The sequence below is a fragment of the Fibrivirga algicola genome (genome assembly GCF_011742925.1).
In the GTDB taxonomy this organism is placed as follows: domain Bacteria; phylum Bacteroidota; class Bacteroidia; order Cytophagales; family Spirosomataceae; genus Fibrella; species Fibrella algicola.
In genome coordinates this window covers 81,134-104,081 of record NZ_WAEL01000011.1, presented here as the reverse complement: position 1 = coordinate 104,081, position 22,948 = coordinate 81,134, and the positions used below count along the sequence as shown (strand labels likewise).

The following is a 22,948-nucleotide window of genomic DNA, read 5'->3' as shown; positions in this document are numbered from 1 at the left end:
AAACCAAAAACTAGTTTTTAGTTTGATCCTTCCAGTTTCACCAGCTTGTTATACAGGCCGAGAATGAGGAGGGGAGCTGCCCACTGGCCAATCAGCAGGGCTTCGTGCCGTTTGCCAGTGGCAAAACAGGCAGCAGCCGTGGCTAATGAGCCCATACCACCCCACAAAAATAGGTCAGAGGGAAGTTTAGCGGTCTGTTGTTCAATGGCCTCTGCTACTGGGCCTTCGTCGTGTTGGGGATTCAAATTCTTAGGCATGTCGTTGAGTTGTTTTGTTTGGTAATACGTATACGTACTGTCAAACGTAACCGACCGGCAAAGGTTTTCAAAAATACCCCATGCGAGAACCCAACGGGCCGTTTCCTATTTGTTTGGTTGAGGCGTTTTCCGCAGATATGGCTTCACAAACGTGACTCCTTTAGGGAATTTCTCTTCGAGCTGATCGTTCGTTACAGCAGGCGTAACAATCACATCTTCACCTTCTTGCCAGTCGGCGGGGGTTGCCACCGAATAGTTGGCTGTCAGTTGCAGCGAGTCGATGACGCGCAGGATCTCGAAGAAATTCCGGCCAGTCGAGGCTGGGTACGTAAGGGTCAGCTTTATTTTTTTGTCGGGCCCAATAATGAACACCGACCGTACCGTTGCCTTCTCGCTGGCGTTCGGGTGAATCATGTCGTACAGGGTAGCAACCTCACGGTTTTCGTCGGCAATGAGCGGGAAATTGACCGTTGTGTTGTTTACTTCATTAATGTCTTTTACCCATTCGTGATGCTGATCGAGTGGGTCAACGCTCACGGCAATTACCTTAACACCCCGCTTGGCAAACTCATCGCTCAACTGCGCGGTGCGGCCCAATTCGGTGGTGCAAACAGGTGTAAAATCGGCTGGATGTGAAAAAATCATGCCCCATGAATTACCAAGCCATTCGTGGAAATGAATAGGACCTTCAGTTGTGTTGGCTGTGAAATCAGGGGCGATATCGCCTAATCGGAGTGACATGGATTGGACAGTTTAGTGTGTTTATTCGATCGAGTAAATAGAGTAGTAAGTAAACTGAAAAACCGGCTTGGTTGCCGGTTCTCATGTGTGCTGGTAACAATGTGCGGGGCGGAAAGGGTTCCGATAAACGACCGTTGGGTACGTACCTGACCTACTGTTTGGTAGTTGCGGCCGAATCGACCTTCATTAATTCTTTAGGTGTCGGTGGACGGAAACCGCCAATTTCGCGCTGCATATCAGGCTTCTTGGTTTGGTACATCACCCACTGTTCCTTTGTCAGAATAGCTTTGAATTTGTCTTCCTTTTCTTCATTATACATGATCATGGCGTCTTGCACCTGCTGCCGGGCGTTCGGATTCGATTTTCCGCCGTCGGCACCAACAATTTCCTTGATCGCTTCTTGCTGAAGTTTGGCGTAGTCATTGTTCAGCGTCTTGATGCTTTTGGCCTGGTCTTTTGTCAAGTCCAAGTGTTCTTTCATCCACTTCGTTTCCTTGGCCGCCAGCTCACCCGCAATATTGGGCATCGATGGTTTGAAGTTAGCGCCTGATCCGGCCATGCCACGTCCCATACCGCCCATTCCATTCCCATAGCCACCGCCGCCATAACCTCCGCCGTAGCCTCCACCATATTGGCCGTAGCTGGCCGTTGTTAGAACGAGTAAGCACGTTGCACCGGCAACGGATTTGACCAAAAGGGAGATGCCCATGACTTAGGTTATTACGGATGAAGCCCTAAAGTTCGGGAATGTTAGAGGTAATCACCAACATTCCCGAACTCAAGGGCTTCGCTTTAATCCTGAATTTAGATAAGCTTCTCTTCAACTGCCATTCTGACCAGTTCGGCGGCATTGCGCACCTGAAGTCGACGCATCATGTTCGCCCGGTGATTATCAACGGTACGTACGCTTAACTGTAACTTTTCGGCAATAAGGCGGCTGCTGAGGCCCTCGATCAGATGACTCAAAATCTCCTTTTCTTTTTTCGACAGCTTCGAGCGCCGTGCTTTTCCGGCGCCTGCAGCCGTGCCAGGATCTTTGCGCATCTGCTGCATGTAGCCATTCAGAATGATGGTGGCGACTGGCGAACTGAAATATTTCTCGCCCGTAGCAACAGTCTTAATGGCTTTGATCATTTCATCGCTCGATGAATCTTTCAAAATGTAGCCGATTGCACCGGCTTCTACCGCCCGTAGAATGTAGTCTTCATTGTTGTGCATCGAGAGCATCAACACCCGAACGGACTTATTTAAACGCGTAATTTGCTGCGCCGCCTGAATACCAGACATGCCGGGCAATGATATATCGAGCAGCACCACATCAGGCAGGGTGTTGGCAGCCTGGTGCGCTTTCAGTTTGTCAAGGGCCTCTTCGCCATCGTTGGCTTCGTCAATGATGGACAGTCCTTCATTTTGTTCCAGTAACAGTCGGACTCCGTCGCGCACTATGGCGTGATCGTCAACCAGCATTAGTTTGATCATAATCGTGAGATAACAATTGGGGATGATAGGGGATACTTACTTTCAATTTTGTGCCTTTTCCAGGCGTTGAGGTTAATTTAAAAATTCCGTTGAGCAGCTTTATTCGCTCATGGATATTGTGCACCCCCTGTCCGTGTGGTTCTTTTAGCAGGCGTTGGGTCTTAAACCCTTCTCCGTTATCAGTAACCGTCAAGTGAAGGTATTGATCTTTTTCGAAGAGTTGAATGCTTATTTTGGATGCTTTTCCGTGCCGTATGGCGTTCGTAACCGCTTCCTGGCAAACGCGATAAAGGGTAATTTCAATGTTTTTGTCGAGACGTTGCGAACTATCGGACAGCCATTCATCTGCCTGTAAATGAATCGTCAGCGCCTGACCGGCTTCGTTTTCGGTACGGTTGTGATTGTCGACCAGCATTCGTAAACCCGGAATCAGTCCGAAATCACTTAAAACACTGGGCATCAAGTTATTCGAGATTGACCGCGTTTCCTGAATGGTTTGCGTAATCAACGTTTTCAGCGCCGATAAATTTGGGTTTACCACCCCCTCGTTCGTAAGCCTGGTTTCCAATCCTTCAACCTGAAATTTAATAGCCGTCAACATTTGACCAAGTCCATCGTGCAGTTCCCGCGACAACCGCTTGCGTTCTTCCTCCTGGCCGGCCATCAGGTAAGCCGTTCGCGATTTTTGCTCGTTGATCTGTTGTTGAAACTGAACTTTAGTAGCCTCAAAAAGTTGTTGCCGGGCCTTTTTTAGCGATTTATTGGTACTGGTCAACTTGCGATTAACGTCGGCAGTGCGTTTCTCCGCCGCAACAAGCCGATCTATGGTTTGCCGGAGCCGTCGGGCTGCCGGGCGGAAAATAAAGAAAGCGATGGCCGCTAAGGTACAGAGTGTCAGTAGATGAAGGCCAAGTTCTACCCGTTGTAAGCGGGCCAGTTTTTGCCGAAGCTCAGAGGTGTACTGCTTAACTACAAGGTCGATTTTCTCCAGAAAAGGCGTTTCGTTTGCCAGTAATAGGTCGAGGCTGGCTCTGGCAGTCAGCGTGCGCATCTCATCGGGGTTTCTGAGTCGTAGCAACTGCCGGATACTCGTCTGAAGCGCTTCGAAATGGGGCCTTACATTTTCGTACCGCTGCTTAACTTCATTGCTGTTCTCAACGACCCGGGCCGAAAGCTGACCGGTTGAGTCGCGCACTAACCCGTTGCGGCCATCTATATGTGACTGCTCGATGGTCTTAAAATACGTGGCCAACTCGCGCTGGATGGCCCGGAAGGCTACCGAATCGGGGGTATCGGCCAACTGAATTGCTTTTTTTGCAATTTGCTGACTCTGATGTCGTTGAGTAGCCGTATAGCGAATGACCCACAATTCGTCCTGGAACTTATCAATTTGCCACTGTGTAATCACTTCGGCGATTGTGAGCAGCAACGCCAGGCCAAGCAGCGTGGCGGTATACAGGCGTGTGAGCCGTATAGGCTCCGCCTGAGAAGGACTGGCAGACGGTAATTCGGGATGGTCGTTGAGTAGAACGGGCACTGGCTTACAGCTGGACGCGTTGTTACAAGTAAAATTAATAAACTTTGTAGATTTACTTTTCAGTTCCTCAAAAAACTTACTTAGGTATGAAACGCTTCATCGCTATTGGTCTTCTTCTCTGCGCCGGGTTAGTTAGTTTCCGGCCCGCCGATATGCCGTCAGTGGCACCGGCATTAGTAAAACCAACGGTTGCCGACCCTGTGAAATTGTCCTGGGAATCGCTTCGGGACGTAACCTTTAAAAAGAAGTGGTATGCCGAAGAGTCGGTTTATATGCTTTATCCAACGTTTGGGCCGGCCATTCAGAAGATGAGCGGTAAGCCCGTTGAATTGACCGGGTACGTGTTGCCCGTTGATCTGGAATCGAATGTATATGTACTCTCGGCATTTCCTTACTCAGCCTGTTTCTTCTGTGGTGGCGCTGGTCCGGAGTCGGTAGTATCACTCAAGTTCAAGAAGCCGGGCCGTAAGTTTAAGACCGACGAACGCCGCACATTCCGGGGGACGTTAAAACTGAACGCTGATAATATTTACGAGTTGAATTACATTATTGCTGACGCTGAGATGATTGAGTCTTAGTTGCTGCAAAATTAAAGTTTTTCGTCTGTTAGGCTTGACAGGATAGCTGAAAAACCCTAGTTTTGCACTCGCAATGGGGGATTAGCTCAGCTGGCTAGAGCGCTTGCATGGCATGCAAGAGGTCATCGGTTCGACTCCGATATTCTCCACCTCCATTGAAAAGCCCTGAAAACATCACGTTTTCAGGGCTTTCGTTTTTTCAGGCTATTTGTTGGCTTGCCTCAGAAAGGTCGTAATGCCTTTACGAATCGACCCTTGAAGTAGTTCGAGTACAAATTATCTTCACGAACGCCACGCGACGAGGAGGCATGAATAAATCGGATATCGTTTTCTCCGCGCACTTCGGTAACAATAGCGGCGTGAGATACGTACCCGGACTTGCCGTGATCGGGCACGAAAAAAATAAGATCACCGGGTTTGATTTCAGCTACTTCTACTTCATGCCCCACTTCCGATTGCTGCCATGAGATTCGTGGCATTTGTAGGCCCACCGCCGAAAAGGCTGAACAGATTAACCCCGAGCAGTCGATGCCATCGTAGGTGTTACCACCCGAGCGGTACGGTGTACCGGTGTAGGTACGTGCCTGACTGATGACCTCGCGGGCGTATCGGCTGACGTACGTTTTCGAGTCAACCGTTTTGAGGGGTGTGGCCGGTTTAGTTGATTTCGACGTTGCTGTTCGCGCAGTTGTGGGGCGTTTGGCTGTGGCTGGCCGTCGCGACGACGAGGAAAGGAGCGGCCCTGTCGATGCGCAGGAGGTAGCGAATAAAAGTAGGCTCGCAAAAAGCCAGAAGTAGGCGGCAGTTAGGCGGTAGTACGTCTGGGTCATGTAAAGAAACGTTAAGGAGAAGTTTCAGGCGGTCTGGCTGAACCATAGTGGCGGACCACCTGACACTTGATAATCGAAGCTATCAGATTTTCATGGATAACGCAATTCGTTTTCGCGTGGTATCCACTTCCAGCACCTTCACTGTTACCTGCTGGTGCACTTTAACTACCTGATTTGGGTCAGTAACGTATTTATTAGCCAATTGCGAAACGTGCACCAGTCCATCCTGTTTCACGCCAATGTCGACAAATGCACCGAAGGCGGTGATGTTGGTCACCACGCCGGGCAGAACCATGCCTTCGTGCAGGTCGGCTACTGTCTTCACCCGCTCGTCGTACGAGAACACGGTCAGGGCTTCGCGTGGGTCGCGGCCTGGTTTCTCCAGTTCGGCCAAAATATCGGTCAGGGTTGGCAGGCCAACGGTAGTCGACACGTACCTGGCGGGATTAATCTGTTTACGCAACTCCGGTTTTTTCAGCAAATCGGCTACTGTGCATCCCACATCGGCGGCCATCCGGCCAACCAGGTCGTACCGTTCGGGGTGAACGGCAGAATTGTCGAGCGGATTTTTCTTCGCATCGGTAATGCGAAGAAAACCAGCGGCCTGTTCAAACGCTTTTGGGCCAAGCCGGGGGACTTTCTTGAGTTGCTCGCGCGTTTGAAAGGCACCCTGCTGCGCGCGATACGCCACGATATTCTGCGCCAATTGAGGCCCAAGCCCCGACACGTATTGCAGTAGGTAGGCGCTGGCCGTATTGAGCGAAACGCCCACTGAGTTTACGCAACTTTCGACCACGTCATCGAGCCCCTTCTTCAGCCCGTTTGGGTCAACGTCGTGTTGATACTGCCCCACACCAATCGACTTAGGGTCAATTTTTACGAGTTCGGCCAGTGGGTCCATTAGGCGGCGGCCAATGCTGACAGCACCACGAACGGTTACGTCTTTATCTGGAAACTCCTGCCGGGCCACGTCTGAGGCCGAATAAATTGACGCGCCTTGCTCGCTCACCATCACAATTGGCTTGCTTAGGTCGAGCGATTTAACAAAGGATTCAGTTTCTCGTCCGGCGGTGCCGTTGCCAATGGCAATAGCGTCGATACCGTGTTTGTCGATCAAGCTGCGGACGGTTTGAGCGGCGCGTTGTTTTTCGTTGTCGGAAGCAAATAGGTTCAACACAGTATCGGCGATCAGATTACCCTGCGCATCCAGGCAAACCGTTTTGCAGCCGGTCCGGTAGCCGGGATCAATGGCCATGACGCGCTGCTGACCAAGGGGTGGGCTAAGTAGGAGCTGACGCAGGTTACCCGCAAAAATGCGAATGGCTTCCTGATCGGCCTTCTCTTTTGAGAGGTTATCGAACTCGTTTTCTAGCGCCGGGCGCAGCAGCCGTTTGTAGCTGTCTTTGATGGCCAGTTCCATTTGCTCCTGGCTGGCTCTGGTAGCGCCGGCATAGGTACGCCCGCCAAACTGACGTTCGAGGCGTTCGATGGCGGCTTCTTCGTCGGGCGCAATGCTCACGTTTAGAATTCCCTCGGTCTGACCCCGGCGCAGGGCCAGCAGCCGGTGTGACGGTACTTTGCGCAATGGCTCGGCAAAATCGAAGTAGTCTTTGTATTTCGCGCCTTCTGTGTCTTTGCCTTTTTTTACCGTAGACCGGATAATGGCTTCGCGCTCAAACAGCATCCGAACCCGTTGCCGGGCGTCAGCATCATCGCTGATGCGCTCGGCAATGATGTCGCGGGCTCCCTGCAAGGCATCGGCTGTGTTGGACACGGTGTCGGACAGGTAACGGCTGGCGGTTTGCTCGGGGTTAGGGTCGCGGAGGCTGAATATCCGATCGGCGAGAGGCTCCAGGCCGCGTTCGATGGCCATCATAGCCCGGGTTTTCCGCTTCTGTTTGTACGGCAGGTACAGGTCTTCCAGTTCCGTCATGGAATCAGCAGCCTCCAGCTTCTTACGTAGTTCGGGCGTCAGCTTACCCTGTTCGGCAATAGTAGTGAGGATCGTCTCCCGGCGCTTGTCAAGATCGGTCAGCTTCTGGGCCAGGTCGCGGATGTTGGCAATCTGCACTTCATCGAGTCCGCCGGTTAGTTCTTTCCGGTAGCGGGCAATGAAGGGGACTGTGGCCCCCCCGGTGAGAAGGTCAAGGGTGTTGGCAACGGACTTAGCCGACAGCGTCAGTCGGCTGGCAATGATTGATTCGTGAGGATGGGGCATTGGCACTGTTGTCTGTTTACAGCTCCGGCAGACAACCAGATGGCTGCTTCGAGCTGGGTACGTTGCGCCAAAAATAGTGAAGAAACAGCCCTGCCTGCGGTTGCTAATCAGTTCATCAGGCGTTGCCCGCCAGAATGTCCGCTAACGTAATGACGGTCAGCCCCTCGATCGTCGAAAAATCATCGATGTTATTTGTGACGACTGGCAGTTTATGAACAAGCGCCGTAGCCGCAATAATAGAATCGCCCAGCGATCGTTTACGCTGCTGCCGGAGACGAATGGCCAGTTGGATTATTTCTGTTGTGATGGAGAGATTTTCTATAGAGCTAAAAAATCATCAAAATAAGCTTTGTCAATTGCCTCTAAACGAGGAAAGCCGACAACTTCAAGTTTGGTTATATCTAAAGTATGCAGGTTTCTTACCTGCGAAAGTAAATAGTGTTGTAGCTTCTCATAAGCAGGCTGAATAGAATAAATAATGATGTTGCTGTCGAGAATCATTCGTCACGTCCATCAAGTACCCTATCCCAACTACGAACATCCCGTTGCTACGCTGACGCGTCACCAAACTTCTCACCAGTTTTATGCTCGACCATTTTATCCATCGCGTTTCTGAGCCGCTCTTTTCTAGCTGCCAGATCATCGATAGGTTGACTGCTTTCTTCTTTGGCTATCACCCGTCCACGAACGGTGGGTTATAGCTCAAGCAACCGGGCTTCGTCTTCTGTTGTTTCCAGTTCAATCGTTACAACAACCATGGGCTTCTTTTTTTGTGAAGATAACAATTGACCTGATTGGTTGAGTTTCAGTTACTCTGCAAGCGATGCCAGCCTGATGCTTACCGCACGTTTGTGCGCATCCAGCGATTCAGCTTCGGCCATCGCTTCCACAACGGGCCCCACGTTTTTAATGCCTTCCGGGGTAATGTGCTGCACGGTGATTTTTTTCACAAAACTGTCCAGCGAAACGCCACTGTAGGCGCGGGCAAAGCCGTTGGTTGGCAGCGTGTGGTTTGTCCCTGACGCGTAGTCTCCGGCCGATTCAGGGGTGTAGTTACCCAGGAAGATGGAGCCGGCATTGGTGATCTGCTCGGCCACTGTTTCGGCGTCGGCTACGCTCAAAATCAGGTGCTCGGCGGCATACTGGTTCAACAACTCAATGGCGTCGTCGTGGGTGTCGAGCAGAATGGCCTTGCTGTTGTCGATGGCTTTGGCGGCCAGATCACGACGCGGTAGCTTGTCCATTTGGGTGCTCAGCACCAAGTTTACCGATGATAACAGTTTCTTACTAGTCGACACGAGTAGTACCTGACTATCGGCACCGTGTTCGGCCTGCGAGAGCAGATCGGCGGCTACAAAAGCGGGTACGGCCGTATCGTCGGCGTAGACCGCTACTTCGCTGGGGCCGGCGGGCATGTCAATGGCGGTGCCTTCTTTAGCAACCAGCATTTTAGCCGAGGTAACGTACTGGTTGCCGGGGCCAAAAATTTTGTATACCTGTGGGATCGTCTCCGTACCGTAGGCCATAGCGGCTACTGCCTGCGCGCCCCCAATACGGAACACCTTGGTGACGCCCACCAAAGTGGCGGCAAAATAAATGGCCGGGTGGTTGCTGGGTGAGCAGAGAACCACTTCCCGGCAACCCGCCAATTGTGCCGGCACGCCCAGCATCAGCACGGTGCTGAAGAGCGGTGCTGTGCCGCCGGGAATGTAAATGCCGACCTTATCGATCCCTACACTTCGCCGCCAACAGGTAACGCCGGGCATGGTCTCGATCTTCTCGACCGGTTGTTTCTGCGCCTCGTGAAAGGTGCGGATATTGCTGTAGGCCTGCCGGATAGCGGCTTTCAACTCGTCGCTGAGTTGCGCTTCGGCGGCATCCAGTTCGGCCTGATGCACCTGTAATCCCTCAACCGACAGGTCGATTTTATCAAAGCGTTGCGCCAGCTCGATGAGCGCGGCATCGCCCTGGGTACGTACCTGCGCCAGAATTGGGGCGACAATTGACTCGATTTGCGCCGACGATTGCATGGGTCGCGCTAATAACCGGGGCCATTCAGCACGGTCGGGAAAAGGAATGATTTGCATGGAACGGTTGGGTGTGTAGACACGCATCTTTGCGTGTCTACAGGCGTTAGCCATTATATGTCATCCTCGCGTGTCATTGGGCAACATTTGTGTGATGTACAATTGCTGTCGTCTGATGCGACGCGAGGATGCGCCTCTACTAGTTAATCATTTTCTCAATCGGGACAACCAGAATGCCTTCGGCACCAGCTGCGCGAATGGCTTCAATGTTTTCCCAGAAATCGTTTTCGTTGATCACCGAGTGAACCGAGCTCCAGCCTTCGGTAGCTAGTGGCGTTACGGTTGGCGCTTTCATGCCGGGTAGTAACTGCGAGATAGCCTGAATAGCCTCGTTCGGCGCGTTCAAAACAATGTATTTGTTGTTTTTAGCCGCCTGCACCGCGTTGATACGGAAAAGCAGTTGATCGAGCAGGGTTTGCTTGTCGGCAGATAGCCCTTTATGGGCGATCATGACCGCCTCAGAGCGGAAGATAGTCTCCACCTCTTTCAGACCATTGCTCAATAGGGTGCTGCCTGACGACACAATGTCGCAAACTGCTTCCGCCAGCCCGATGCTTGGCGCAATCTCGACCGAACCACTGATTTCGTGAATATCCGCCCGGATGCCGTTTCCAGCCAGGTACGTACCCAGCAGGTGCGGATAGGAGGTAGCAATACTCTTACCTTCCAGGTCGCCCAGGCCGTTATAGACCGTGCCACGTGGAATAGCGATGGACAGGCGGCACTTCGAAAAGCCCAGCTTATGCACCGTATTCACTTGCCGGCCTGTTTCGACGGCTACGTTTTCGCCCACGATACCGAGGTCGGCGACGCCATCTTCAACGTACCCGGGAATATCATCGTCGCGGAGGAAAAGGAATTCGGCGGGGAAGTTGGAAGATACCGACTTGAGTTTACCCGTGCCGTAGTCGAAACGGATGCCACAGGCTTTAAACAGTTGATATGAATCTTCGCTGAGTCTGCCCGATTTCTGAAGGGCAATGCGAATGGGAGCGGTCATTACGTGCGTGTAGTCGATTTTGAGGGTGCAAAGATAACTAGTAATGGTGGAATGGCAGGGGGGCGGGCCGTGAGTATCTGGCAATGAATAAAGAGATCACGCGCAGTGCTCATCGGCTATCAGTAGAAAAAGCTACATCCTATTTTTTATAGAAAAATTGCAATATTTAACAATAACTTAACATTGTTTGTGCGCACCCTAAACCTTTTTTCTGTATGAATCAACTCTATCGAATCGCTGATTCGTGCCTGTTTATCACAAATAGAGTCATCTGTCAGTTAATGCTGGCGATGCTGTTTGTGCATATGGCGCAGGCACACACTCCGTTGGGAGCTACCAGGTTGCTTGTTACCGTGGAAAAGCCGGTTTCGGGTATTATTACCGATGAGGTGGGCGCGGGCCTGCCGGGGGTGAGCGTGGTGGTGAAAGGCACCCAACGTGGCACGACAACCAATGCCGAAGGCCGATTTACGATTAACGTACCCGACGACGCAGCCATTCTGGTGGTGTCATTTGTGGGGTATCTACCGCAGGAAGTAAAGGTTGGCAGTGAAACGCAGTTCAAGATCGGGCTAAAAGCTGACACCAAGGCACTGGGCGAACTGGTGGTAGTGGGCTACGGCACTCAGAAAAAGGCAAACCTGACGGGAGCCGTCGATATGGTTTCCGGTGAGGTGTTTGATAACCGGCCCATGACGAACCTGAACCAGGGTCTGCAAGGCGTATTGCCCAACCTGAACATTAAGATGGGTGACGGGAAGCCCAATCAGGCTCCTGCGTTCAATATCCGGGGCACCACTTCGATTGGGCAGGGGGGCAATGCGCTCGTGCTGATTGATAACGTGGAGGGTGACCCAAGCCTGCTGAACCCAAACGACATTGCCAGTATCACCCTGCTTAAAGATGCCGCCTCGGCATCGATCTACGGGGCGCGGGGCGTGTTTGGCGTAGTGCTGATTACCACGAAGAACCCGTCGGCAGGGAAAACAAGCGTTACAATTTCGAGCAACTATTCGATCAAAGACCCGATTGCCCGGCCCAATCTGGTAACTGATGGCTACACCTGGGCTTCGATGTTTGCCGAGTCGTTTGTCAATTTCGGGGGTACGTTCCCGCAGAATGCCAACAAGACCCTGAAGTTTTCGCAGGCATACCTGGCCGAACTGAAAAGGCGATCGGAAGTGGGTGGCCTGCCCGAGATCGAGATCGACCCGGTTACCGGCGAATATGTGTATTATGGCAGCACCGACTATTACGGTCACCTGTATAAAAAGCATACCAGTTCCAACGAGCAGAATATCAGTATTTCGGGTAGTAGCGATAAAGCGAGTTATCTGGTAACGGGCCGCTATTTCAACCAGGGCGGTTTGTTTCGCTACAATTCAGATGACTACCGGATGTTCAACTTCATGGGCAAAGGGTCAATTCAATTGTATCCGTGGCTGCGGGTCAACAACATGTCGCAGTATTCAGACATGACCTACCACAACCCGCTGAACGTGGGTGAAGGCGGTGGCGTTTGGCGGAACATTGCCGATGAAGGGCACCCGCTGGCACCGTTACTCAACCCCGACGGTACGCTCACGTTTTCGTCGGCCTATAGCATCGGTGATTTTTATTACGGTAAAAATGGCATCGACAACAACAAGAAGGTGTTCAGGAATACCACCGGTTTTGTGGCCCAGTTTTTCAACGACAAGTTCAGAATCAAAGGAGACGTTACGATTCAGAACACCGATAATAACGACCGGACCAAGGCTGTTCCCGTGCCGTATAGCGTGAAGCCGGGTGTGATCTCGTACATCGGGACTACCACGAATTACATCAACGATGTATACCGGGAAACGACCTACATGACCACCAACCTGTATACGGAGTACGAAAACACGTTCAAGACCGACCATTACTTCAAAGCAATGGTAGGCTATAATTACGAGCAGTCGAATTTTAAACGGCTTTCGGCGCAGCGTAACGGACTTATTTTCGAAGACGCCAACGATATTAACCTGGCGCTGGGGCAGGCCATTACAACAACGGGTGGCTGGGAACGCTGGAAAATTCAGGGTGGTTTTGGGCGACTCAACTATTCGTACAAAGACCGGTATCTGTTCGAGGTAAATGGTCGGTACGATGGTTCATCTAAGTTTCCGGCCAATCAGCGCTTCGCCTTTTTTCCATCGTACTCATTTGGCTGGCGGGTGTCGAAAGAGCCGTTCTGGAAGGTATCAGAACAGGCCATTTCTGACTTTAAGCTGAGGGCCTCCTATGGGTCGCTGGGTAACGGAAATATTGGGTCGTATGCCTACCTGGAGCAGTTCGGTATCACCCAGTCGTCACTTATCCTGAACGGGCAGAAACCCCAGCAAACGCGTAACCCAGCGGTAATTCCGGAAGGGCTGACCTGGGAAACGGCAACAACTAAAAACATCGGAGTCGATCTGTCGATGTTTGCCAACAAGCTGAGCTTCGTGGCCGATGCCTACATCCGAAACACCACGGATATGTTTACCGTCGGCCTGACGTTGCCCGCCGTATTCGGGGCTACTGCGCCGAAGGGGAACTACGCCAACCTGGAAACGAAAGGGTGGGAGATGATGCTCTCGTACAAAGATCGGTTCATGGCCGGCTCAAAACCCGTCAATTTCGACGTTCGCCTGACGCTGTCTGATTACAAAGCGGTGATTACGAAATACAATAACCCGCAAAAACTGCTGAGTGACTATTACGAAGGGCAGACTCTGGGCGAAATCTGGGGATACACTACGGCGGGATACTTCACCTCGGCCGATGATGTGAAAAATAGCGCGACGCAGAACCTGTTCAGGACGGCCTCGAGTGGGTTATGGTTTCCCGGCGACATCAAGTTTGCCGATACCAACGGTGATGGCGCCATTACCCCCGGTACCGAGCGGGTCGATAACCCCGGCGACCGCTCGATCATCGGTAACACAACGCCCCGCTACACCTATGGGGTTATGCTGGGAGCCGATTATAACAACTTCTTCTTCTCGGCCTTCGTGCAGGGGGTTGGCAAGCAGGACTGGTACCCAAGCCGCGAGGCGAACCTCTTCTGGGGGCAATACAACCGACCCTATGGTGATATTCCCAAAAGCCAACTGGGCAATATCTGGACCGAGCAGAACCCGGATGCTTACTTCCCCAGGTACGTGTCTCGCATTGCCAGTAACGCGAATGGAACGCTGGCCGCCCCGCAAACAAAATACCTGCAAAACGTAGCCTACATGCGATTGAAAAATATCCAGTTTGGCTATAACCTGCCCCGTGCCATTGCCGGTAAGATTGGCGCTTCAGCGGCGCGGGTATTTGTGTCGGCCGAAAACATCTGGACCTGGTCGCCTTTCTTCAAGATCTCGCGCGATATCGACGTAGAGAGTGCGGTGGCCTCCGATCAGGTGTTTAGTCCGGGTGGCAATGCGGGCGATGGGTATAACTATCCGATTTTGAAAAGTGTGACCGGTGGCTTATCAATCACCTTCTAAGCGTTAAAACGGCTACAATGATGAAATTGAAAATAACGTGTTTAACCCTGCTTTCCCTGCTGGTGCTGAGTTGTAACCTGGAAGAAGTGCCAGAAGCAACCACCACCAAAGGGCCCATATTTGGCAGCGAAAATGGACTGGTGCTCTATACCAATTCGTTCTACAATATCCTGAACGGCAAAAACCTGCACCGGGCCGACGCCATGTCGGATTACCTGGCCCGGCGCGAGAGCCCGGCGTTTATTACGGAAGGCAACTACAGTCCTCAGGTAAGTACAGGCTGGTCGTGGTCGGAACTGCGGAACATTAATTACTTCATTCAGAACTGCAATGACCCGAATGTGCCGCTGGCTATCCGGAAAAACTACCTCGGTATTGCCCGGTTTTTCAGAGCCTGGTTTTATTTCGATAAGGTAAAACGGTTTGGCGACGTACCCTGGATCAATAAGGCGCTGGATGTAAAAGACACCGAGCAGCTTACCAAAGGGCGCGATTCGCGGGTGATGGTGATGGACTCGGTACTGGCCGATCTCGACTATGCCTGCGCCAACATCACCGCCGCCAGCGAACCCTCGCGTAGCCTGATTACCAGGTACGTGGCCTATGCTTTTAAAGCCCGTGTTGCGCTGCATGAAGGTACGTTCCGGAAATACCACACCAGCCTGGGCCTGACCAGCTCGGCCCCCGGCCTGCTGAACCAGGCGGCGGTGGCAGCCAAAAAGGTAATGGATGAGGCGGGGTATAAGCTATATGATGGTGCTGGCACCGACAAATCATATCGGCAGGTATTCATTAACCCGGCTCCGATTGGTACTGAGGTGATGCTTTCGGCGGTGTGCGATCTGGCCCTGAACAACCTGAACGACGGCAACTGGTACTGGACCAGCGGCACCTATGGCGATAAGGCGAGTTTCATCCGAAGCTTCATTAACACATACCTGAAAATCGACGGTACGCCCTATACCAATGACCCGGCCTACAAGACCATGCTGTTTAAGGAGGAGGTGAAAGGCCGCGACCGGCGCCTGCAGCAAACCATTCGTACGGGCGATTACAAGCGGGTAAACTCGGGTGTACTGGTTCCTGCGCCGCCGCTGTTCTCGTACACCTTCACGGGATATATGCCGATCAAATGGGCGCTTGATGACATGTATTATGACACCCGCGACCTGAACATCAACTCGGTGAGCATCTTCCGGTATGCCGAGGTGCTGCTCAACTATGCTGAAGCCAAAGCCGAACTGGGTACGTTGACTGATGCCGATTGGGCATTGACCATTGGAGCTTTGCGCAAGAGGGCTGGTATCACGGGCGGGCTGACGGCCAAACCAACCGTTGCTGATCCGTATTTGCAGGAGACCTATTTTCCCGGTATAGCAGATCCATCGCTGTTGGAAGTTCGCCGAGAACGCGGAATTGAACTCTGTCTGGAAGGCTTTCGCTTCGATGATATCGTGCGCTGGCGGCGGGGTGAGCTGATGAAAATGGAGTGGAACGGTATGTACGTTCCCGCCCTGGATACCCCGCTCGATCTGAATGAGGACGGTATACTGGATGTGGCTTTCTACAAGACTCTGCCGCCCAGGGTGGCCGGTGTAACCTACGTTGAGGTGTCGCCCCTGGTGGGAGGGAAACCCAATTCGCAGCTGATAAAGGGGACTACGTCTGGTGAATTAACGTGGCTGAACAACATTCCCCGCGTCTGGACAGACAAGCACTATTACTACCCTATTCCATCAGGTGATATCATTACCAATCCTAAACTACAGCAAAACCCTGGCTGGTAAGCAACGACTCTTGCCAGGTTGTTAGCCCAAACGCGAACCTACCCGATGGCGGGTGGGTTCGCGTTTTTTTGTAGTCAACGTAGGCCGGGGCTACCGTCTACTAAATTTCTACAGGCCCGGTTTTGTCCAATACCACTACATATACTGATACGTAAATTATCGTGACTCAATGCGTTGGCAGTGCTAACCGGAACCTGTATACTTGTAACCCTATAATGCTACTTCCCTCCACCTTTTAAGCACTAAGCGTTTCATGCGTATACTCTACTTCCTAACTGGTTTGTTGTTGCTTCTACCTTTTCTGGCCGTAGGACAATCGATCAGCGTTCAACAAATCGGTTCAGGCAGTACAGTCTGTGCGGGTTCTGCAGTTGACGTGTTCTTTACTACCTCAGGTACGTTCGCAACCGGTAACAGTTTTCGGGTGCAATTATCAAACAACTATGGCAGCTCGTACATCGATTTACCCGGCTCGTTTACCAGTAGTCCGGCCACTGTTGTACTGCCCGCATCCAGTGCGCCGGGAAGCAGCTATGTGGTTCGAGTGCTGGCAGACAAGCCATTGATAGTTAGTTCATACAGTTATTCGTTTAAAATCGCTGCCAAACCAACGGCGCAGATTACAGGTAGCACCGCCCGAAATACACCGGTAAATCCCTATACCACGGTAAACCTGACTATGGCGATAACCGGTGGAAGTCCATACACGCTTGTGTTACAGGATAGTACCCGGTTAGTTAGCTATAACGATTACATCAGCAGCAGCGATTTTCCGGTATACCCTGCTCAAACGACTACATATAGCCTGGCCAGGGTGGTAAATGCCTGTGGTACAGGTCCAGTGAGTGGTAGCACTACTGTGCCGATCAATGCTGTTGGCTTTCAGCTAATCGGTCGGGGTAACGAAAGCGCTTGCCTAGGCTCCGAATTACCGGTTTACTTTTCTACCACAGCGCCATTACCGCCGAACACGACGTTCGAGGCTGAATTGATTAGTACGAATGACGGTAACCGATCTATTTCAGTGCCTGTGAGTGGCACGACAAGCCCATTGCTGGTTAGCCTGCCTAAACAGGCCATCGGTTCGTACAACTATGGGTATCAGCTCAGAATTTATTCGAAATCAGGTACGCTATCGGCCTTTTACCGCGACGGTTCAACCTTCAATCTGGATTCATCACCCCGGCTCTCTTTATCGGGAGCACCTGTGTCGATGCCATTTGGCGGGCAGACGTCGCTGATACTCAGCTTTACTTCGTCGGCATCGGCTGATGTTTTCCTGAGTGACGGCCGTCAGGTCTCTATCTATAACAGTAGTAATTTCGGCGGGTCTGTACTAACATCGGTCGCCCCAACCGCCACTACGTCCTACAGTATTGTTTCGTACAGTGGCGTGTGCAGCGAAGGGGTGAGCTACGGTAGTCGTTCGGCCACCATTCAGGTACGTCCTGGCCTGCGGATCGATTCCCTGTCGACCTCGCAGGTTTGTGCCGGTCAGCCGGTGACACTTTATTACACTACAACGCCTGGCTATACACTTCCTGCCCAACTCCGGATTCAGTACGGCAGTACTTACAGGGCCGATGCGGTGGTAACTAAACCCGGGCAACTGGTTTTTACGCCCCCTACGTCCAGCACGCCGGTTCAGAGTCAGTCATTGCAGCTTCGCAATGCGCAGGTTGATACGCTGATCTCTACAGCTCAACTGCCGCTAACGGTTAGAGCCGCAGCGAAGGCATCTTTTGTTAATAGCCAGCAAACGGTGCAGAACGCGGGGCAGCAGTTTATTGGGTTGTATGTAACATCAGGAAGCACAACGACCATACAGTTTCAGAACGGCGAACGATACATCGTAAATCCCGGACCGAGTTCAATATACTACAGCCAATATTACCTGCCGATCTACGTAGCTAAAACGGCCACGTTTACCATTATTTCGGCAAAAAATGAATGCTCAGAAAATCTGGAACGTAGTAGCACCACGGTTACGGTGCTGAATCCAGCAGCGAGCCAAACGGGTATTACGCTGGCTAAAGTGAACCAGACCGGGCAAAGTCCCTGTCTTGGAGGCCGAGAATGGCTAAATGCCTATCCGTCAGGAAATTTCAACGCCGACAATCAATTTCAGTTAGAAATATCTGCTGCTAATGGAGGCTTTTCGGGCTCACCTGTACAGTCATTTACGAGTTTGGAAGAGGTATCTTTTCTGCTGCCTACCCAGGTGGGCTCCTACCAGGTTCGCCTGTCGTCGACCAGTCCGGTCACGAGAAGCAACGAGCTATACTATTTTGTCAGCGGCCTCCCAACGGCAACTTCCAATATTTATACGGCTAATAGTGTTGGCTCAACTAGCCAGTCGCTAACTGTGGCGGCGGGCCAGTTTGTTACTGTTCAAACCAACTTTAACGGTGGGCGTAGCCCCTACCAGTATGAATTGGCTAACGGCAGTAAAGGGCAGTCCGATTATGGGTTTCAGGCTATATTTCAACCCATGACGACGACTAGTTTTAGCCTGGTTCGGGTTACAGATGCCTGCGGCACATCGGCAACAATTACGTCGGGGCCTGCCATCGCTGAGGTGGTACCCACTCTTCTCAGAACCGGGGGGGTGAATGTCTCGCAGGTATGTGTACAATCGCCGGTGCTGGTGCCTTATTCACAATATGGCACTATACCGGCAAGTGCGTCTTACGTGGTGCAGTTTTCAGACGATTTAATTACCTGGCAAACGGCGCCTACTTCGGGGTCAGTCAGTCCGTTGACGGTAATGCTTCCTGCTTCATTGACCAATAAACAGGTGTACTACCGGGTCGCTTACCTGCTTAATAACACGTTGGTGTCCGGTGTCCGGTCTGAGAGTAAATTATTGATCAGATCAGCGCCCGACGTGGTTCTGACAACACCCAGTGGGGCAACCGCTATTCAGATTGACCGTAACAACTCATATTCGGCCGAAGTTAAGCTGTTCGATTTGTCATCCGATGCCACGGCTATTCTGGCTAGTGGGACAACGGTGACAAAAACGAGTGTGTATTCCAGTGGCACCTCCTACTACGTAAGTCAACCGGGTACGTATAGCGTTGTCAGTGCCTATAACAGCTGTGGGTATGGTCGGGCAACGGGACAGATAAAAGTCACCGAAAAACCCTACCTGGCGTTGCTTCGAACAAACAGAACGAGTGCCTGTGTGGGGCAGACCGTATCCTTCACTTATGCCGCAGCGGGTGATTACGAAGCGGGCAATAAATTGTCTGTTTACCTGGTCGATAATTATAACAGTTCGCAGGCCCGGACACTGTTGACTGAAACCTCAGCGTTGAATGGGGTAGTGTCGTTTACGGTGAGCCCAATCCTGAAGCCAAGCTTGTATAGTGTTCAGCTACAGGCTTCGGCTCCAGCTACCACTTTGTTTGGCTTTACCCTGAGCGTAGATGCACCGGTTAGTGTTAGTCTTACTGCCGTTACACGAGTAGCGTATGAAGGAGACGTACAGGAATTGGTACTTGGCTCACAGGCTACCGGGCCTTACACGGTGACGCTCAGTACACCTACTGGGTTGAGCGTCATCAACTCATCCTACAACTACTATTACGCACTTGTTCGGCTTACTCAAACGGGGAGTTACTCGATCAGTAGTGTGGCCAACCAATGCGGCGTTGGCACATCAACGGGCGTTGTTTCTGTTTCTGTCCTTCCGGCTTCCAGCGTCACCATTCGGCCAACGCTCAGCGTAGGTACGTATTGCACGGGGCGGCAGTATCTGGTCTACCTAACCACAACCGGTGTATTTAGCAACACTAATACGTTTACAGCCTACCTTACCGACTCTACCGGCGCTACCATTCGCACCTTGCCCACGGTGAGCGGCGTGTCGCAACTTACCGTCACCGTTCCCACTGATTTACCCGCCAGCGACCGGTATCTGCTGAGGATCGGATCGAGTAGCCCGCAGCATATAGGCTCATCGCCTACTCAGGGCCTGGCTGTTCGGCTGTCGCCTACGGGGACGCTTTCTGGTAACTCGTCTATTTTTAAGGGGGACTCTACCCGTATCAGCGTGGCACTGACAGGAATGCCACCCTGGCAGTTTGTGATCTCCGACTTTTTTGGCTCACGAACGTTCAGTTCCAATACGACGCCTTACACACTGACGGTGAAGCCCGATACAACGATTGGTTTTAGGCTTATGGAAGTGCGCAATAACCAATGCGGCCTGGGTACGGCTACCGGTACGGTCCTGATCACCGTGTCCAGGCTGCTGGCTACCGAACCGGCTTTACCCTTGCAGGTACGTACCTGGCCTAACCCCACGGCGGGCTGGCTACAACTCGAAGGCGACCTGTCTGGCCGGGGCGATGTGCTGGTGGGGCTGCATACGGTGGCGGGTACGTTGGTACAGCAGTCGGTTGGGCCAGTTCGGCAAGGGAAACTCCAGCATCGCCTCGACCTGAGTACGCTGCCGGCGGGCGTCTACATTCTGACTGCCGAGCAGGAGGGACGTCGCAGCCAGTTTAAAGTAGTAAAACAGTAGTGGCGTTACTGGTCAACAGCAGAAGTTTGTTTCGCTATCACCCCAATTAGATGATAGTCAGTTGGTTAAAAATTAGTTAGTAGCGCATTCAGAAGAGCCCAACGATACGTGTTGGGCTCTTCTTTTAGTGGCTGCCACGATCTGTTATGGAATCGTTGTTGCTGCTGCATCTATGACGTACATGTTTCCGGAAAACTACATGACACTATTTCGGCTTGCCCTGACTATTTTCTTCTTTGGTTGCCTGTCTGTCCGCGCTCAGGTTACCGTATTGCTCCACGCCGATACGGCGAAATACAACATTAGTCCGGTGCGACTGGCTTCGGAATACGTGTCGCTCAATGCGCTAATGGGAGGTATGACCGCCGAGCAGCGAAAGGCGCTGTATGCAGTAAAGGCCGAGTTTGACCGGAGTCGGTTCGCGTCGATCGAGAGTCAGGGAGCCATGCCGTCCTACGGTTTCTGGTACCAGGTCGACGAATATGTGCAGGGAAACGGTAAGGCCGTCTGGGTGATCGTGAAGCCAATGGGTGTTGTGCCCGATAAACTACAACAGGAGCTGATCAGCCGGCTGACGGTGTACTACCGGGAAGCGACGCTGCCAGTTGCCGTCTCGAAGCCGTTTCGCACGAGTTTTGCGAGTTCGTATGGCCGGCCAATGATGAGCGAAACGCGGCGGGTACGTTCCGGCGACAGCACAGTCAGCACGCTCGAAGCCGCCCGCAAGACCACTCGCCCCGACACGGTGAAGTACCTGCATTTCAATCAGCTGGGGCTGACAACCGTACCAGAGCTGGTGTATCGGTTTCCGAACCTCGAAGAACTTGATCTGTCTAAAAATCAGCTGACGCAGTTACCCGCCCGCCTCACGGCCGAGATCCCCAGCCTACGCCGGCTGAGCGTACTCTTCAACAATATTGGCGATGACAGTGTGTTTATTACAAAGAATGCGCGGCTGACGGCGTTGACGCTCCAGGGTAATAAGCTCACCCGTATTCCGGCATCGGTGCATCACTGTAAACAGCTGGAAAGCCTCTGGATGGGCAATAACAACCTGGCTACGTTGAACCTGAAACCGTTGCGCGGATTAAGAAAACTCAACGATTTTAACCTGTATAATGCGGGAATAACCTCGTTGCCGAAGCAGATCAGGCGGTTGAAGCACGTTCAGGTGCTCGATCTGTATTACAATCAACTGACCGAACTGCCCCGGCAAATTGGCCGGATGAAGCGGCTGGAGCAACTGGCGATTTCCAACAACAAGCTCACTGTACTACCCCCGCAACTGGCTCGGCTAAAGCGGCTAGGTACGTTGTTTGCGCATCATAACAAGCTGAGCCAACTACCCAACGCGTTTGGCAAACTGGCCTCGTTGCAGGTCCTTGATATTGGCTACAACCAGTTCAGCGACGTACCCACTGTGCTGCTCGGTCTCAACACATTGGAGTCGGTGGATATCAGCAACAACAACCTGCAAACCCTGCCCACCTCGCTGGTTGGGCTAAAAAGCCTGAAGAAATTTTACATCCGCAGCAATCCACTCACCAGCAACGATGCCAAATCGGGACCCTATGCGCAACTGATCGAGGCGCTGGAAACCAATAAGACAGAAGTGTTCTATTGATCACAGGTCGTTGTAAAAGGCAAATACCGAGGCTAAGCCCGACCTGGTTTTGAGGTCGGGCTTCTGGTTTTTCAGGAAGGTTGTCAACTGGGCTTCTTTATCGGAAAAGAGTGCCAGCAGTGCTTTTTTGCTGGGCGAGAATGGAACAGCCTGCCGGTTCATGGCTACGTACCAGACTTGCTTTATGACCAGTTCATCATCTTTAGAGCCGACGTTCATAGCCAGGTTGTAGTTTGCCTTTGACACTGATACCGAAGGGTAGCGTAGTAACAGGGCTTTGCCCGGCGTAACCAGCTCAAAGAAGCCCTGCAACTGGTTCGCCTCGCCGCTGAACTCCCGTACATTGACGTAATAGCTAATGCCCTTCAGTGCTTTGTTATTCATCGCAAACTGACGTACCTGCGCAGCAGTGGCTACCCGAATGTCGGTTGGTGCGGCCTTGATTTCGACCTGGTTCAACTGGAGATCGTAGCGGACGGGGACCCCAATCAGGGAGTCAACAGTGGTGCCGGGCAACTTCTTGTAGAAGCGAATAGTGCCGGCCTGGAACGTGGAATCTTCGTAAGGTGATCCCAGCACTTGTTTACGGTGCATATCGAAACCCGCCAGACCCTGGGCCTGTTGCACACGGGTTGCCGTATTTGACAGGTTGATCCAATCGCCGGACGTTTGAATAGTAGGCTGAGCCAGCGCTGCCAAACCAGCCAGCAGTAGAATGATCGTCAGGTTAAAACGCATGGTGCACAGAGCCGTTTTTGCCACAGAGTGTTGGGTGACAG

General features: G+C 52.1%; 17 protein-coding genes and 1 tRNA gene. 6 read left to right on the top strand and 12 right to left on the bottom strand.

What is annotated here, in order from left to right:
• Nucleotides 1-17: 17 nt before the first annotated feature.
• From F7231_RS24245 to F7231_RS27790, 5 genes are all read right to left on the bottom strand, one after another.
• A complete protein-coding gene (locus F7231_RS24245; protein WP_085413192.1) occupies nt 18-257 on the bottom strand; it encodes a hypothetical protein in 240 nt (79 codons plus the stop codon).
• A gap of 105 nt (nt 258-362) precedes the next feature.
• Complete coding sequence (locus tag F7231_RS24240) at nt 363-998, bottom strand: peroxiredoxin (RefSeq protein ID WP_085413193.1); 636 nt, start codon at nt 996-998, stop codon at nt 363-365.
• Between the two features lie 151 nt (nt 999-1,149).
• Nucleotides 1,150-1,707, bottom strand: a complete 558-nt coding sequence (locus F7231_RS24235) for a DUF4890 domain-containing protein (protein ID WP_085413194.1) — start codon at nt 1,705-1,707, stop codon at nt 1,150-1,152.
• 95 nt (nt 1,708-1,802) lie between these two features.
• Nucleotides 1,803-2,477: a response regulator transcription factor gene (locus tag F7231_RS24230; protein WP_510186191.1), complete on the bottom strand. Its 675-nt coding sequence runs from the start codon at nt 2,475-2,477 to the stop codon at nt 1,803-1,805.
• Complete coding sequence (locus F7231_RS27790; RefSeq protein WP_085413196.1) at nt 2,455-4,014, bottom strand: sensor histidine kinase; 1,560 nt, start codon at nt 4,012-4,014, stop codon at nt 2,455-2,457. The genes F7231_RS24230 and F7231_RS27790 overlap by 23 nt, the downstream gene beginning before the upstream one ends.
• Nucleotides 4,015-4,100: 86 nt before the next feature.
• Between F7231_RS27790 and F7231_RS24220 the strand changes: the two genes are divergently transcribed.
• Nucleotides 4,101-4,592: a DUF3299 domain-containing protein gene (locus F7231_RS24220; RefSeq protein ID WP_085413197.1), complete on the top strand. Its 492-nt coding sequence runs from the start codon at nt 4,101-4,103 to the stop codon at nt 4,590-4,592.
• A 75-nt stretch (nt 4,593-4,667) separates the two neighbouring features.
• Nucleotides 4,668-4,741 (top strand) — tRNA-Ala (locus tag F7231_RS24215).
• Between the two features lie 72 nt (nt 4,742-4,813).
• Here F7231_RS24215 and F7231_RS24210 read toward each other — a convergent pair.
• The 6 genes from F7231_RS24210 to hisG form a co-directional block, all read right to left on the bottom strand.
• Nucleotides 4,814-5,422, bottom strand: a complete 609-nt coding sequence (locus F7231_RS24210; RefSeq protein ID WP_166693864.1) for a C40 family peptidase — start codon at nt 5,420-5,422, stop codon at nt 4,814-4,816.
• Between the two features lie 82 nt (nt 5,423-5,504).
• Entirely contained in the window at nt 5,505-7,640 is a 2,136-nt protein-coding gene (locus tag F7231_RS24205; protein WP_166693863.1) for a Tex family protein, read from the bottom strand.
• A 115-nt stretch (nt 7,641-7,755) separates the two neighbouring features.
• Nucleotides 7,756-7,920 (bottom strand): PIN domain-containing protein, encoded by a 165-nt coding sequence (locus tag F7231_RS27865; protein ID WP_374757388.1) that lies wholly within the window; start codon nt 7,918-7,920, stop codon nt 7,756-7,758.
• 38 nt (nt 7,921-7,958) lie between these two features.
• Entirely contained in the window at nt 7,959-8,141 is a 183-nt protein-coding gene (locus tag F7231_RS24195; RefSeq protein ID WP_166693862.1) for a PIN domain-containing protein, read from the bottom strand.
• Between the two features lie 308 nt (nt 8,142-8,449).
• Nucleotides 8,450-9,727, bottom strand: coding sequence for a histidinol dehydrogenase (gene hisD / locus F7231_RS24190; RefSeq protein WP_166693861.1), 1,278 nt, complete (start codon nt 9,725-9,727; stop codon nt 8,450-8,452).
• A gap of 139 nt (nt 9,728-9,866) precedes the next feature.
• A complete protein-coding gene (gene hisG, locus F7231_RS24185) occupies nt 9,867-10,727 on the bottom strand; it encodes an ATP phosphoribosyltransferase (protein ID WP_085413201.1) in 861 nt (286 codons plus the stop codon).
• A gap of 305 nt (nt 10,728-11,032) precedes the next feature.
• On the opposite strand from hisG, the gene F7231_RS24180 reads away from it, so the two are divergent.
• From F7231_RS24180 to F7231_RS24165, 4 genes are all read left to right on the top strand, one after another.
• A complete protein-coding gene (locus F7231_RS24180) occupies nt 11,033-14,227 on the top strand; it encodes a SusC/RagA family TonB-linked outer membrane protein (RefSeq protein ID WP_374757387.1) in 3,195 nt (1,064 codons plus the stop codon).
• Between the two features lie 17 nt (nt 14,228-14,244).
• Complete coding sequence (locus F7231_RS24175) at nt 14,245-16,014, top strand: RagB/SusD family nutrient uptake outer membrane protein (protein WP_198172091.1); 1,770 nt, start codon at nt 14,245-14,247, stop codon at nt 16,012-16,014.
• A 253-nt stretch (nt 16,015-16,267) separates the two neighbouring features.
• Nucleotides 16,268-20,545: a T9SS type A sorting domain-containing protein gene (locus F7231_RS24170; protein ID WP_166693860.1), complete on the top strand. Its 4,278-nt coding sequence runs from the start codon at nt 16,268-16,270 to the stop codon at nt 20,543-20,545.
• A 172-nt stretch (nt 20,546-20,717) separates the two neighbouring features.
• Nucleotides 20,718-22,169, top strand: coding sequence for a leucine-rich repeat domain-containing protein (locus tag F7231_RS24165; protein WP_085413204.1), 1,452 nt, complete (start codon nt 20,718-20,720; stop codon nt 22,167-22,169).
• On the opposite strand, the gene F7231_RS24160 is transcribed toward F7231_RS24165, so the two are convergent.
• Complete coding sequence (locus F7231_RS24160) at nt 22,170-22,931, bottom strand: hypothetical protein (protein WP_166693859.1); 762 nt, start codon at nt 22,929-22,931, stop codon at nt 22,170-22,172.
• Nucleotides 22,932-22,948 lie beyond the last annotated feature (17 nt).